The organism is Paenibacillus glucanolyticus NBRC 15330 (genome assembly GCF_004000885.1).
In the GTDB taxonomy this organism is placed as follows: domain Bacteria; phylum Bacillota; class Bacilli; order Paenibacillales; family Paenibacillaceae; genus Paenibacillus_AQ; species Paenibacillus_AQ glucanolyticus.
On record NZ_BIMC01000001.1, the window covers coordinates 26,489 to 39,252 of the forward strand.

Annotated in this window: 12 protein-coding genes; 6 read left to right on the forward strand and 6 right to left on the reverse strand. The window is 45.5% G+C overall.

Annotated elements, in window-relative coordinates; genetic code table 11:
* The first annotated feature begins 219 nt into the window (after positions 1-219).
* From PGL02S_RS00140 to PGL02S_RS00150, 3 genes are all read left to right on the forward strand, one after another.
* Entirely contained in the window at positions 220-1,371 is a 1,152-nt protein-coding gene (locus PGL02S_RS00140; RefSeq protein ID WP_036639464.1) for an AI-2E family transporter, read from the forward strand.
* A gap of 210 nt (positions 1,372-1,581) precedes the next feature.
* Positions 1,582-2,412 (forward strand): MerR family transcriptional regulator, encoded by an 831-nt coding sequence (locus PGL02S_RS00145; protein WP_036639461.1) that lies wholly within the window; start codon positions 1,582-1,584, stop codon positions 2,410-2,412.
* Between the two features lie 2 nt (positions 2,413-2,414).
* Positions 2,415-3,437, forward strand: a complete 1,023-nt coding sequence (locus PGL02S_RS00150) for a serine hydrolase domain-containing protein (RefSeq protein ID WP_036639460.1) — start codon at positions 2,415-2,417, stop codon at positions 3,435-3,437.
* Positions 3,438-3,499: 62 nt separating this feature from the next.
* Here the strand turns inward: PGL02S_RS00150 and PGL02S_RS00155 are convergent, their stop codons facing one another.
* The 3 genes from PGL02S_RS00155 to PGL02S_RS00165 form a co-directional block, all read right to left on the reverse strand.
* Positions 3,500-4,045 (reverse strand): DinB family protein, encoded by a 546-nt coding sequence (locus PGL02S_RS00155; protein ID WP_081742760.1) that lies wholly within the window; start codon positions 4,043-4,045, stop codon positions 3,500-3,502.
* 65 nt (positions 4,046-4,110) lie between these two features.
* Positions 4,111-5,058, reverse strand: coding sequence for a helix-turn-helix transcriptional regulator (locus PGL02S_RS00160; protein WP_036639458.1), 948 nt, complete (start codon positions 5,056-5,058; stop codon positions 4,111-4,113).
* A gap of 287 nt (positions 5,059-5,345) precedes the next feature.
* Positions 5,346-6,575 (reverse strand): cytochrome P450, encoded by a 1,230-nt coding sequence (locus PGL02S_RS00165; RefSeq protein ID WP_036639456.1) that lies wholly within the window; start codon positions 6,573-6,575, stop codon positions 5,346-5,348.
* Positions 6,576-6,790: 215 nt separating this feature from the next.
* Between PGL02S_RS00165 and PGL02S_RS00170 the strand changes: the two genes are divergently transcribed.
* Positions 6,791-7,303 carry a PadR family transcriptional regulator gene (locus PGL02S_RS00170; RefSeq protein ID WP_006210113.1) on the forward strand — a complete coding sequence of 171 codons (513 nt, stop codon included), beginning with the start codon at positions 6,791-6,793 and terminating at the stop codon, positions 7,301-7,303.
* Positions 7,304-7,409: 106 nt separating this feature from the next.
* Positions 7,410-7,940, forward strand: a complete 531-nt coding sequence (locus tag PGL02S_RS00175; RefSeq protein WP_036639455.1) for a hypothetical protein — start codon at positions 7,410-7,412, stop codon at positions 7,938-7,940.
* 25 nt (positions 7,941-7,965) lie between these two features.
* Here PGL02S_RS00175 and PGL02S_RS00180 read toward each other — a convergent pair whose 3' ends face one another.
* Positions 7,966-8,553 carry a YdeI/OmpD-associated family protein gene (locus tag PGL02S_RS00180; RefSeq protein WP_036639454.1) on the reverse strand — a complete coding sequence of 196 codons (588 nt, stop codon included), beginning with the start codon at positions 8,551-8,553 and terminating at the stop codon, positions 7,966-7,968.
* 219 nt (positions 8,554-8,772) lie between these two features.
* Between PGL02S_RS00180 and PGL02S_RS00185 the strand changes: the two genes are divergently transcribed.
* On the forward strand, positions 8,773-9,144 hold the full coding sequence (locus tag PGL02S_RS00185; protein WP_006210116.1) for an iron chaperone: 372 nt from the start codon (positions 8,773-8,775) through the stop codon (positions 9,142-9,144).
* 142 nt (positions 9,145-9,286) lie between these two features.
* Here PGL02S_RS00185 and PGL02S_RS00190 read toward each other — a convergent pair whose 3' ends face one another.
* Both PGL02S_RS00190 and PGL02S_RS00195 read right to left on the reverse strand, forming a co-directional pair.
* Positions 9,287-11,269, reverse strand: coding sequence for a DUF4832 domain-containing protein (locus PGL02S_RS00190; protein WP_036639452.1), 1,983 nt, complete (start codon positions 11,267-11,269; stop codon positions 9,287-9,289).
* A gap of 209 nt (positions 11,270-11,478) precedes the next feature.
* Positions 11,479-12,501, reverse strand: a complete 1,023-nt coding sequence (locus PGL02S_RS00195; protein ID WP_006210118.1) for a LacI family DNA-binding transcriptional regulator — start codon at positions 12,499-12,501, stop codon at positions 11,479-11,481.
* Positions 12,502-12,764: the final 263 nt, after the last annotated feature.

Below are 12,764 nucleotides of genomic sequence, written 5' to 3' on the forward strand. Positions count from 1 at the left end.
AAAAAGGATAATAAATGAGCAGGAATACACGTACTTTGAAGAAGGACTGTATGCATTTTTCTAGCTTAAACCTGGTGAACTGGACATGGGAGCAGGTTCAATATTATAGTTAAAAGAATGAAGTTAACGAACGTTAGTTTTAATAGCAGCTGCTGAATTTCTTCTGTATGAAGTGGCGCAACATTTTACTAAACGTTACATAAGTGAGGGAGGACATATATGGAACAACCCCGCATTTGGCCGGATCGGTTCAAGCGATTTTTTCTGAACAACAAGTTTGTACTTCTGCTGCTCATTCTGCTTCTGGGGGGAGTCAACATACTGGTGCTGAGCAAGATTTCATTTGTGCTGCACCCGCTCGCCGTGCTGATCAAGACGATCGTATTGCCGATCATACTGTCCGGAATACTGTATTATCTGCTTAATCCCCTTGTGGATATCATGGAAAAGAGGAATATCAAACGCGGATGGTCCATACTTATCCTGTATTTGGCTATTGCGGGTATACTGACGGTGGTCGTGCTTGCGGTCATTCCGGTGTTGCGCAATCAGATTACGGGACTGATTGACAATTTCCCGAGATATAGCGAGAATGTTAGGCTGCAATTCGAGGAGCTTACAGGCAGTCAGTTGTTTAGTCAGCTTCAGGATGCAGTGAGCATTAACTCTCAGGATTGGTGGAATACCCTTACTCAGAAAGCTACGGAAATATTCAACCATACATGGGCCAGAGTGGGCGGGTTCCTGGGGGCTTTTACCGAGATTGTGTTGTCGATCGTGACGGTGCCATTCGTTCTGTTTTATATGCTGAAAGACGGCAAAAAGCTGCCGCAGAAGATTTTGTCTTTCTTGCCAACGAAGAGCCGTTCCGGCATATTCCACGTACTTCAAGACATTAATCACCAGATCAGCTCGTTCATCCGTGGACAGATTATCGTCAGCTTTTGTATCGGTATTCTGCTCTATATCGGTTACATGATCATTGGTCTGGACTATGCACTTATATTAGCCATCATTGCCTCGTTTACGAGTATCGTACCTTATCTGGGGCCAGCGATCGCGATTACACCAGCGCTGATTGTGGCTCTGGTTACTTCTCCCGTGATGCTGCTGAAGATGGTGGCAGTCTGGACCATCGTACAGTTAATTGAAGGCAAATTTATCTCACCACAGATTATGGGCAAAACGCTTAAAATTCACCCGATCACGATTATCTTCGTTATTCTCACATCGGGTAATCTGTTTGGTGTCGTCGGCATTCTTCTGGCCGTTCCCGGGTATGCGGTGCTTAAGGTTTGCGCAACCCACATCTTTAAATGGTTTAAAGACACATCAGGGCTATATGATTCACCGCCAAACCATCTGAAGTAATTGAACTCCCGTCCAACGGCGATCAGCCGGAAGGCGGGAGTTTCTGCTTCATGAACAATGATCATAGTATCAACGTTCTCGTAAATATCTCAGCACAGCCAGATCTGAACCGTTGACTTTGTCCTTAGGGCAACGTGTACATTGTAATGGAACAAAGATTCGGACTTGAAGCGTTCATCCGTATACCAACAAAAAGAATGAGGTGATCCCATGCTGTCCATCGGAGAATTCTCGAAAATATGCGAAGTATCTACCAAAACGCTTCGATATTATGCGGAGATCGGATTAATTCTTCCCGATGAGATTAACCCGGAGAACGGTTACAGGTATTATTCCATCAGTCAGCTCAAAAAGATGCTTTTTATCAACCGTTTGAAATCCTATCATTTCTCCCTGGAAGAAATTAAAGCTATTCTGGAACGGGAAGAAGATCCATCTGAAGAACTGCTCTGTGCAGATCTATGTCGTAAGAGAAGGGAGATGCTGGAGAAGCTGAATGCTATAGAACACACTTTGAAATTAATGAGTCTTGATATCTCAAATTTAGAGAAAGGCGTCCCCCTGATGTCGTACCTCGACAGCATTGAAGTAGAACTCGTTGAAACCCCGTCCATCCGAATTCTTAGTATGCGTCAGATGATAAGAGGTGATGACTACGCTCTAGGATATGGAACGTATTTCGGAAGTTTGTACGAACAGATTGCAACTGAAAAACTCACCTTGCTGGGTACGCCCATGACGATTTATCACAGCTCTGAATACAAGCCTGACGGCAATGATACCGAGTTTGCCATCCCGATCGAGGAGACGGTAGAGGGGACGCGAGATTTGTCTGGAGGTCTATGTGCGAAGTCTGTCCTAAAGGGCTCATATTCGGAGCTGACGTCGGTATATGCAACCCTTATGGAATGGGTTGAACGCGAGGGATACGAATTGGAGAATTCGCCATATGAAGTTTATATAACCGACCCTAAACGAGCCACGGGTTCTGAGGACTGCGTGACCGAGGTGTATTTTCCAGTGAAGAGAAGGAGGGGCTGATGATGCAGCATTATGAATGGCCAACCGGAGAATGGCAAACTGAGGATCCTGCAGTTTTGGGAATGGATGGAGAGAAGCTGTCAGAGCTTGAGTCTGCCATTAATTCCGGGTACAGCAATATAAACGGAATCGTGGTTGTGAGGCATGGGCATATTGCTTATGAGCGATATTACAATGGCTATGGCCCGGATGATGCGATTCATGTCGCATCCGTAACAAAAAGCATATTGTCTGCCCTTATTGGTATAGCCATTGATGAAGGATGCATTCAAACGGTGAACCAGAAGGTGCTGGATTTTTTCCCTGAGTATGCTCCTGATGCTATTGATCCGCAGAAGCAGGAAATCACAATACGCCATCTGCTGACAATGACGGCTCCTTATCCATTCGAGGACTGGCATGAACCCCTCGATAAGCTGTGCATGCAGCCTGACTGGGTGAAGTATACGCTGGATATGCTGGGGAAGGGCGGAGATATTGGTGCATTTAAGTATTCAACCGCTGGGGCGCATCTGCTGTCAGCCATTCTTACTCGCAGTACGGGACAAAATGCTCGCGCTTATGCGAACGAGAGATTGTTTAAGCCTATCGGCATGAACGTAATTCCGGATTACGGGATGACATCATTCGGGTTTGAGGATCTGTTTGGGAAGAACGTGAAAGGATGGGTTGAAGATCCCCATCGTCATTCCACGGGAGGATGGGGGCTTACGCTTCGTCCCCGCGATATGGCACGAGTGGGTCTCCTCTATTTGAACCGCGGCTTATGGGATAACCGCCAGATCATATCGGGGTCCTGGATTGACGAATCTACAACGATGAATCCCCATAACTACGGTTATTTATGGTGGCTGCGCGAAGAAGACGGCGTACGTGCCAACCTGGCGTTAGGCGATGGCGGCAATGTGATTTGCTGTATTCCGGAAATGGAGCTGGTCGTAGCCATTGCCTCCGAGTTCATCATGAACCCCCGGGACAGGTGGGCACTGATTAAGGAATACATCATCCCGGCTGTTATAGACTAAAGGTAAGCGACAAATGGCCCCTATCTTGTTAAAAGCGAGGGCCATTTGTCGCTTATATTTGTTTATGTTGCTTCCCGTACCAATCCTTGTTTTAAGCGGTCCAGCTGAAGAAGATGATGCCGGTAGTGCATTTCAACAAGCAAAAACCATTCCTCCGCACACAGTCCACCGAATGACGGATGGGGCATTGTATTCTCTTTGGACGTTTTTTTAAGGCTCGGTTCGATCTCCTTCATTCTCTGGATAACCGTGTGTAACCCTTGAATGAGCTGCTCCTTGTTTGCTGGCTGCTCCGGCGTATATTGTGGGGAAGGCGGAACATGAATTCGAATGGGCGGGAAGCTTCCTTGAGCAAATACAGCCGCACCAAGCTCGGTTTTTTCCGTTCGAGGAACCAAGGGATCTTGGTTTGGCATCAAGCATTGATCCAGATTACGAAGCTGCATATCAAGCGCCGAACTGATGAGATGTTGAACCATCTGTCCGATAGACCACTCGTTGTCACTTGGCACTTCCTTCAACTGCTCTATATTGAATTGATCTAGTTCGTGAATATAATGTGTCGCAGTTTCTTCAAAACGTTGTAATGCTTCTTTTGTTGTAATCATCATGGATCAGCTCCTTTAGTCTTCTTCTTATCTAAATATACAAAAACGCTACTGACACCATTATGTCAGTAGCGTTTTAACGTTTTTTCCAGTTCGTTTCTAACCCGATGTCGGAAGGATTCCGGCTCCAGCACAACCACTCCGGCTCCCCAGCCAAGCACCCAATGCAGCAATTCCTCTGGCTGCCGAACGCGAAGGGTCACCAGCAAACCTTCCGCTTGTTCCTCTATGGTGTCTATATAGTAGTTGTTCGATTCCCTTACCTTATCGGCAATGTCAGGTTGGACCCAGATGCGCACTCTGACATTACGATCGTCTGGAGGCTGGTATACATCTAAATGAAAATCTGCTGGCAGCATAAATCTATCATCCAGTTCGATCAGCTCCGTCATTCGGGACAACCGGAAATGACGGATATCTTGACGCAATTCACACCATGCAATGAGTACCCATGATCCTTGATGAAGCACAAGTCCATAAGGAGCAACCGTACGAACACTTTGGCGGTTCCCATTAGCTTCAGCGATTCTTTTGGAATAGTGAAAACTTATTTTCCTCTCCTCCAGTATCGTCCGGCGAATCACTTCCAAGTATGTCTTCTCTTGTATTCGTGTTTTATCTTCAGCGGTTGCTAGCAAACGAAAGCTCTTGCGAATCCGGGTTGCCTCACTGCGGATCGGTTCCGGAAGAATGGCTTCAATCTTCTTTCTAGAAGTGCGAGACTTACTGCTGTAGTGGGTATCGAACCACTGCTCGATAAAATCTGTCCCAATGAGTAACGTCACTGCTTCTTCCACCGTGAAACTGACAGGCGGCAGGAAATACCCCTCCATTAAGGAGTATCCCTGACCTGGAGCCCCTATCACGGATACGCCAGCTTCACTCAAAGCCTGAATATCCCTGTAGATCGTCCTCACGCTTGTTTCAAATATAGCGGCCAAATCCTCGGCACGTAACACTTCGTTACGCTGCAGCTCAAGCACTATGGCTAATAAACGATCCGTTTTGTTCATTGCAATGCATCCTTTACCGAGAGATTCGCTACCTTTTAAAACTCAAGATCCTCCTAATTAATAGAGTACCTTAAAAGATTGTTTATATGACATCACTTCTCATTATTCTACTACAAATAGGCAAAAACTATAAATTAGCTGTTGATATTTCCAGATAGACAATTGGTGCGGATTGCATTTACAGGTGGGTAGTATTTTACGCTTATGACTAAAACGAGGCAGCCGCCCTTACACTTGGGTGGCTGCCTCGTTTTATGATGTAAGGTGTTTCTTTTTACTGAATGACTCTATCGGTATACACGAACGGGCAGGGAGGAGAGCATTTGTCCCGCTGCGGATGGAGTCAAGTTATCTTCAAGCTTAAAGCCTGGCACAGCTTCAATCCGAGAGAATTTATCCATGAAGAGGCCAATCCCGGTATTAGCCTCTAATCGGGCAAGCGGAGCACCCAGGCAAAAATGGGGTCCGTTGCCAAAGGTCAAATGTTGTTTGTTGTTGGGACGATGAATATCCAATGTGAAGGGGTTATCAAATACCTCCTCGTCCATGTTTGCAGCGCTCATCCACGCAACAACCACATCGCCTTTTTTCAAATCAACCCCAAGTAAGTTATTGTCCTGTTTGACGGTCCGATCCATTTTGGCAATATTAAACCGATAACGGAGCATCTCCTCCATGGTGTTAGGGAGCAGCTCGCGGTTATTTCGAACTTCCGCATAGATTTGGTTATTATCATACAGGAATGCATAGAATGTATTGGCTAACAGATGGCTTGTCGTTTCAATACCGGCACCTAAGATAAACATCGTGGTTCTTACGATTTCGTCATCGGTCAATCGGTCACCATCCACCTCGGCTTGAATCAAATCTGAAATAATATCGTCTGATAGGTTTGCTCTTTTCTGAACGATATGAGGGTAGAGATAACTGTAATACTCTTTAGCTGCGCGGCGTTTCAGCTCATTTACGCTTTCTGTATTTTCTTTGGGGATGGGAAGGAATAAATCGTATACCCATTGTTGAAACAATTGTCTATCCTGTGAAGGAACGCCGAGCAAGTCTGCGATCACGATCGTAGGCAGAGCGCTGGCAAAATCCTTAACAACATCAATGACCTCGACTTCTTCCATCTCATGGATAAGTTCGTTCACGATCTCCTGAATCCGGGGCTCCCACAGCTTCAAGCTGCGAGGAGTAAATGCGGCAGAGAGCAGGGAGCGGCTTTTTCTGTGTTCCGGAGGATCTGTCATCAGGTTAAACTTGCCCATATGTTTACCCTCATCATTATCTGCGCCTACGCTGATGGTTGTGCGCATCCTCACATTGGAGAAGTGATCGTAGTCGCTAAGCACTCGCTTGACGTCTTGGTAACGGAAGACATTCCAGGTATCGGTTGCCTGATTATAGCTTACCGGTTCATTTTGCAGTTTGTGTTTGTACCACACATAAGGGTTGAATTCCTCGGTTGGCGATTGAAATTGAGTAATTTCCTCTAAAGAGATAATTTCATTATTCATATCTGTCCTCCCAACTGCTAAATTTTACTAAAGTTAATTTAACACATGTTATTTTAACATATATAAACAAGGGGAGAATCTTGCTAATGGCCTAAGACAAAAGGACCCTAATCGTCTTTATTTGTCGAGTTATGATTGAAGAACGAATTCGTAGGCTGTAAGCTTACTATATTCGTACAAAAAGAACATTGAATCTAATGGAGAGGTAAGAATACATGTACATTGAACTACTTATATTGATCCAGATCGAAATGGCTCCTAAGCATGGATATGAGATCAAGAAGGAAATACAACGGGATTTGGGTTATTTAACAGATGTTAACCACAATATGTTATATCCCACTTTGCGCCGATTTACGGAACAGGGTTTGATTACTAAAAAAATAAACGAACAGGATGGTAAACCCAATCAATTCGTTTATGAAATAACCGAGGCGGGTAAAACCAAAATTACGGATCTTATCAACGCATTTTCGGAGAAAGACGCCAAGCATCAAATCGAATTTCTCATCCGAGTGTCGCTATTTCAGCGCATTTCTCGGGATAATCAACTCCGAATATTAAACATGAGAAAAAAAGACCTGGAAGCGCTTTGGGAAGATCTTAAGAAACGGGAAGGCAAACACGTGGACGATGGGTACAGAAATGAAGTTCTGCAAGTTTCCATATCCCAAGTAAAGGGAGAAATGCTGTGGATTGATGAGTTGATTCGTAAGACGGACAGCTAGAGAGGCATCTTGAAGGCTTTTTGTATGAGAGGATAGAGGTTATGACTCAAAATGTATTCGTACGATAACGATAAGAGCAGAACAGCAGCAGGGAGGATTCAACATCATGGTAAAACACAAAAAAGCAGCCATCCTCATTTTCTTATTCCTTGTATTGATATCTATCGTCTTACTTATTAACAACAAGACAAACCGGGTTAATCAAGAAACGAATGCAAAATACTACAGCGGTTTTATGTCCAATGTCATGACATTGAAGACAGTCATGGATCAAGCGGTCGATACAGACTCCGATCCTGAATCAACCGCAATCGCTATGTTTGACGTATTGTCCAATATCGCGTTCATTCATGATCGATTGAATCTGATGATGAATGAGACGACCCACGGGAATGAATATGCTTCCCTGAAGGATCAATTTTTGAGATTAAGATATTCATATGAATCTCTTGTACGGAGTCAGCTAATGAAAAGGGACAGATCCGATTCCGAAGAAAAATTAAGCTTCACGCAGCAGCAGCTTCAACTCTTCATCAATGATCTGCCCAAAGAATACGAGAATTCTAAAGCGTTTTTCATTCTTCTTCATAAAGCGGAAGCGCATATTAAGCCATTAGAATACATGAACTTCTCTTAATGGATCTGACTCTAGTGATAGGAATCTAATCATTCAATCCTTTGCCATCAAGGATGTTCTGCACATGTTTCTCGACTCTTGACTCCCGCGTCTTGGCTTGTTTGGCTTGATTAATATAATGTACGTAAGCACGCTTGCGACCAGGGGTCAAGGCTTCAAAAGCCGTTTGCAGGCCTGGGACTTCATCGAATTTATGTTGAAGCTCTTCAGGAATGACAAGCTCATCATTCTTTTTGAAATCCACGGTCAAGCCGGCTTTTTCAATTTCGATGGCTTCATGAATATAGGCTTCCAAGACAGTTTCCATTTCGATGATCTGTTCAACATGGGTGAACCGAATTTGACGACCTGCTTGTACGTTTTCTGTCTGTTGAATAAGAATGCCGTGTGGATCCTTTAACAAAGCACCTTTGATAAACAGAACCGCACAATATTCCTTGAAGCCATGGATCAATATGATGTTCTTGTTCTGAAACGTGTAACAAGGATGCATCCACTTAAAGTCTTCGGTCAGCTGACAGTCCAGAATAATCTCCCTCAGCTTCTCGGATTCTGCCTTCCATTTCTTGATTTTACGCAGATATCCATCCACCTTAGGATTAGTATTCGTCATTAAGAAGCACTCCTTCATTTATCTCGCATCAACGTTCTATATGGCTTAATTGTAATGATTTTTAATGGATTGTACAGTTTCTGTCTCTATATATCAATATGGCCACGCCCTCTCCCTTATATAAGGGGGGCTATGCATTGTGATCAGAAGAAGCGGGGAATATAGTATAATGTACGCAATACGATGAAAATATCGTTTGGATTTTAGGAGGGAAGCCACATGGACGTTTTTGCAGATTATTTGAAGGGCATCGACAACCCGGACCATCGAGCGCGAATGGAGGAAATCTTCGCCTGGATTGTTGGGAAGTTTCCGAATTTAAAGCCGAAAATCGCGTGGAACCAGCCGATGTTTACCGATCACGATACCTTTATTATCGGCTTCAGCGCATCCAAGCAACATATGGCCGTTGCCCCTGAAAAGGCAGGGATTGTCCGTTTCTCGGAGGACATAGTGCAGGCAGGTTATGACCACACGAAGGAACTGGTCCGTATCCGATGGGACGGCCCGGTGGACTATTCGTTACTTGAGAAGATGATCGAGTACAATATAGAAGATAAGGCAGACTGTTCTACTTTTTGGCGAAAATAGAGTAGTTTGGATGTCCGATGTAAGAAGCCCAATACCCGGCAAGACGTCTGGGCTATAGTGAAAAATAGTGATCATAGAAGAGCAGCAGACCTGCCCGTCTCTAACGGGTGGCAGGTCTGCTGCTCGTTGCATTATAGCGTTATTATTTGGTCCATGTACCGAGCTTATAAGCTCCATCAGCAAGCCTGTCGGTGTTCGCAAAATCAACCCCCGGACGGTTGGTTGAAGGGTCCAGGATGGCGATGGCCAGTTCATAGGTGCCGCTTGGCAGTGTGCTGGTAGAGATTGAGCCTGAGACTGTGTGCATTCCCGTTCTCCAGGTTCTCAAGTCCGCTGACGTGGATTGACGTGCCACGATGGTGCCCCCACTGCGAAGCTGAATTTCAACAGGCCAGTTGAACGGGAAGTGCTGAACGCCCTTGTTCTCTACGTGGATGGATACATCCAGTGTGCTTCCGTTATTCGCTTGCGGGTACGCTGCTTTGTTCACAACAAAGTGATAACCCATTCGTTTCTTAAGTATGTTCATATTGCCTTGCAATGGATTGCCCAGGGACAAGGAAGCTGGAGCATTCGGTCCCAGCCAGCTCGGTTTGCTGAGCTCCGTTTGCCGGAGCGTCTCATTAAAGCCGCTGCCTGTCGTAAGTGCAGCATTCATGCCATTGGCACCACCGTAAAATTCACCGCCAGAAACACGGGTGTCCCAGAAGTTGGCGTGATTGGGCTGCTGCTGACCGATATCGTCCCAATATCCGTTCTGTGTGCCCGTATACCAGCCCCATTCGGAATCGAAGCTCGGCTGATCGCCGAACACATCGTTGTACATGCCGAGAATGAGGCCTTTGTTATTATTCTTGGCCAATTCCACGCTCCGTCTGATCAATAACTGCGTATGATCCTCCTGAGCGGCAAAGGCATCAATATAGTGTTGAATGTACTGGTTGGATATGGAGTTTGGAGGGAATGCGCCTGTGTAGTTGCTTTCCCCGTTCGGCCCTACGTAGGGCCAAGTGTGAAATTCTGCCCAATGGCCCAGCGAACCGATCTGCACAAACGCAATCGGGCTGTCAGGCGTGTTGTAATGTGCAGCAATGGCCTCAATGGCAAGTTTGTGTCTCGCAATCAGATAGTCAGAGCTGTAATTCGGGGAGAAGCCCGTATTGTTGCCAGCTCCCATACCTCCGGTTGCATCTTGATAAGCGGTGCCGGGCGACTGTCCCAGACTGACCATATCGTTATACAGCCAATCGGGAATATCCCGGTGAGGCACGCCGGTAGGACTATCGAGAATAAAGCGCAGCACGACCTTGACGCCGCGGCTTTGCCAATAGCTGAAATGATTGGCCGCTTCGATGGCATCGAAATCATAGCTGCCTTTGGTCGGCTCCAGCTCCTTCCAGGTGACACCGACATAAACCAGACGGTGGTCCTGGGGATAGCTGGTGGATTTCGCTGAAGGAGCCCAGCCCTTGAACGGGTTGTTAAGCGGATCATTCAGCTCAGGCGGATAAAATTCGATCATATTTCCTCCGGGACTTCTCTCATTAATGGTATAGACGGGGAGTGATTGGTTCTGCGCCGGCAGCCGATTCACATTCGAATTGTTGTCGAGATACCCGATATTTACGGTACTGCCTACTGTGAGTCCAAGCGTGGAGAGTGGAATGGCTGCCTCGATTGTTGATGAGGTCCGTACATATTGCGAAGAAGACAGCGTGGATGACCAATCCCAATTCCAGCTGCTTCCGTCACCTGAATAACGGTATAGCGATTGATTCTCAAGCAGCCATTCAATCCCGGTTGTGCCCCAACCGTAGGCTTGATAACCAGTGGAAGCATTCCCGTCTGTATTTAGCCAGAAACTCCCCATGGTGGTGCTGAGACCTGAGCCTTCGACAAGTAAATAAAGGTTCACGTCATCGTGGGAAGCCTTTAAGACTCTGGCTGTCCCGGAATTGGTGGAGATTGCCGGAATACCTGCCCAATCGCTTGAGTCACCGTCTACGACGATAGATGCAGCTTCCGCATTCGAAATAAAGGGTGAAACAGGGAACAAGGTAAGAAGAATAGCCGTCATCGTAACAAGAATAAATGTCAATTTCATTGAATTACCGCGTGTTTTCATCAAGAACCTCCTTACAATATGATGGGTTGCCTGTACAGCCGCATATCCAGCATTCTTCCAGCTTGGAAAATCAGTCTATTGGATTCGAAGCGCTCACCCCCTTTCATAAGCAGAATGTTCATGTACTATGAAAAAAAGAGCACCGTGTCAGGGTGCTTGATCCTTGATTTGGCGCAGGTTGTTAAACCTGTACGTGTGTCGCCCCATACCTAAGTAGAGCTGCGTACGACCAAGCGGTTGGGCAGAATAACCTTCTTAGGCAGGAGAACGTTTCCGTTGATTCGGTCTAGTAAGTTATCGACAGCGACCATACCAATTTCTTTGGTTGGGATATCGATCGTGGATAGCGGAGGATTGGAATACTTGGAAACCTCGATATTGGAAAGTCCTATAACAGCCACTTCATGAGGAACAGAGATGCCGTTGTTGTACAAGCCATTGAGGGCCGCCATCGCCATCAGATCGCTGGCGGCGAAGAAGGCGGTAGGGTAATTCCTGGTTTTGCATAAATGATTGACTTTCTCGATACAGACCGCTTCATCCCACATGCAATCAATAACCCAATCTGAATTTACTGACAATCCGGCAGCATGCATGGTGGAATAGTAACCTCGATAGCGGCGGCTGTCTTTTAAGTTGCTTGTTAATCCGCTTCCCCCGATATAACCAATACGGGTATGTCCCTTCTCAATGAGATGGTTTACTGCCATAGAAGCTACATGGTAATGATCATAGCCCACATTGTCGATATCTCCGCGTTCCGTGTCAATGCCCACGATATAGGGGACCTGCTTGCGTATATACTCGTAAGTCTCGCTGTTCAAGGATTCCATAAGGATAAGGCCGGTAATCGGTTCACTGAAGGTGTTGAATAGAACCTTATTATCATTCAGCTCTATTCCTGTGCGAATAAAGGCAATGTTATATCCTGCACTGAGCAACCGCTCTTCCACACCCGATAGAATCGACATGAAATAAGGGTCGTTATATTTATCTTTTGTCACGCTCAGGATGCATCCGATTTTGATATGGGACTTGCTCTCGGCATCATCCTTGGGGGTAACCTTTCGCTTGGGGCTTGCGCTGATTTTATAGTTGAGCTGAGTAACGGCTTGCCATACCCTTTCTCGGGTTTCGTCGGTGATTTTATATTTCGTATCATTGTTTAGAACTCTGGATACGGTGGCAGTGGATACCTTGGCTAATTTAGCGACATCCCGAATCGTACTCATAAATAAACACATTCTCCTTTTAAAGTTACTAATGATCACCATTTAGAGTTTATAGGAATGTTACATTCCAGACAATGATTACTCAAATCAGGATATTTGTTACGTAATATTGTTACGTTGATTAATTTTGAGAATGTCTGCTATTTATAACTCATCATAACACATCTGTGCCGCGCTATGTTACATGAAATTTTAAAAAAACGTAAATTTATATTGCAAGGTTAGGGGTGGGTGATATAACATAAGATTACTAAACAAAATGA

Coding starts and splice junctions, on each gene's coding strand:
- PGL02S_RS00140 (WP_036639464.1), top strand. CDS start 220: ATGGAACAACCCCGCATTTGGCCGGATCGGTTCAAGCGATTTTTTCTG.
- PGL02S_RS00185 (WP_006210116.1), top strand. CDS start 8,773: ATGGACGTTTTTGCAGATTATTTGAAGGGCATCGACAACCCGGACCAT.
- PGL02S_RS00155 (WP_081742760.1), bottom strand. CDS start 4,045: ATGATTACAACAAAAGAAGCATTACAACGTTTTGAAGAAACTGCGACA.
- PGL02S_RS00180 (WP_036639454.1), bottom strand. CDS start 8,553: ATGACGAATACTAATCCTAAGGTGGATGGATATCTGCGTAAAATCAAG.
- PGL02S_RS00160 (WP_036639458.1), bottom strand. CDS start 5,058: ATGAACAAAACGGATCGTTTATTAGCCATAGTGCTTGAGCTGCAGCGT.
- PGL02S_RS00165 (WP_036639456.1), bottom strand. CDS start 6,575: ATGAATAATGAAATTATCTCTTTAGAGGAAATTACTCAATTTCAATCG.
- PGL02S_RS00150 (WP_036639460.1), top strand. CDS start 2,415: ATGCAGCATTATGAATGGCCAACCGGAGAATGGCAAACTGAGGATCCT.
- PGL02S_RS00190 (WP_036639452.1), bottom strand. CDS start 11,269: ATGAAAACACGCGGTAATTCAATGAAATTGACATTTATTCTTGTTACG.
- PGL02S_RS00175 (WP_036639455.1), top strand. CDS start 7,410: ATGGTAAAACACAAAAAAGCAGCCATCCTCATTTTCTTATTCCTTGTA.
- PGL02S_RS00170 (WP_006210113.1), top strand. CDS start 6,791: ATGTACATTGAACTACTTATATTGATCCAGATCGAAATGGCTCCTAAG.
- PGL02S_RS00145 (WP_036639461.1), top strand. CDS start 1,582: ATGCTGTCCATCGGAGAATTCTCGAAAATATGCGAAGTATCTACCAAA.
- PGL02S_RS00195 (WP_006210118.1), bottom strand. CDS start 12,501: ATGAGTACGATTCGGGATGTCGCTAAATTAGCCAAGGTATCCACTGCC.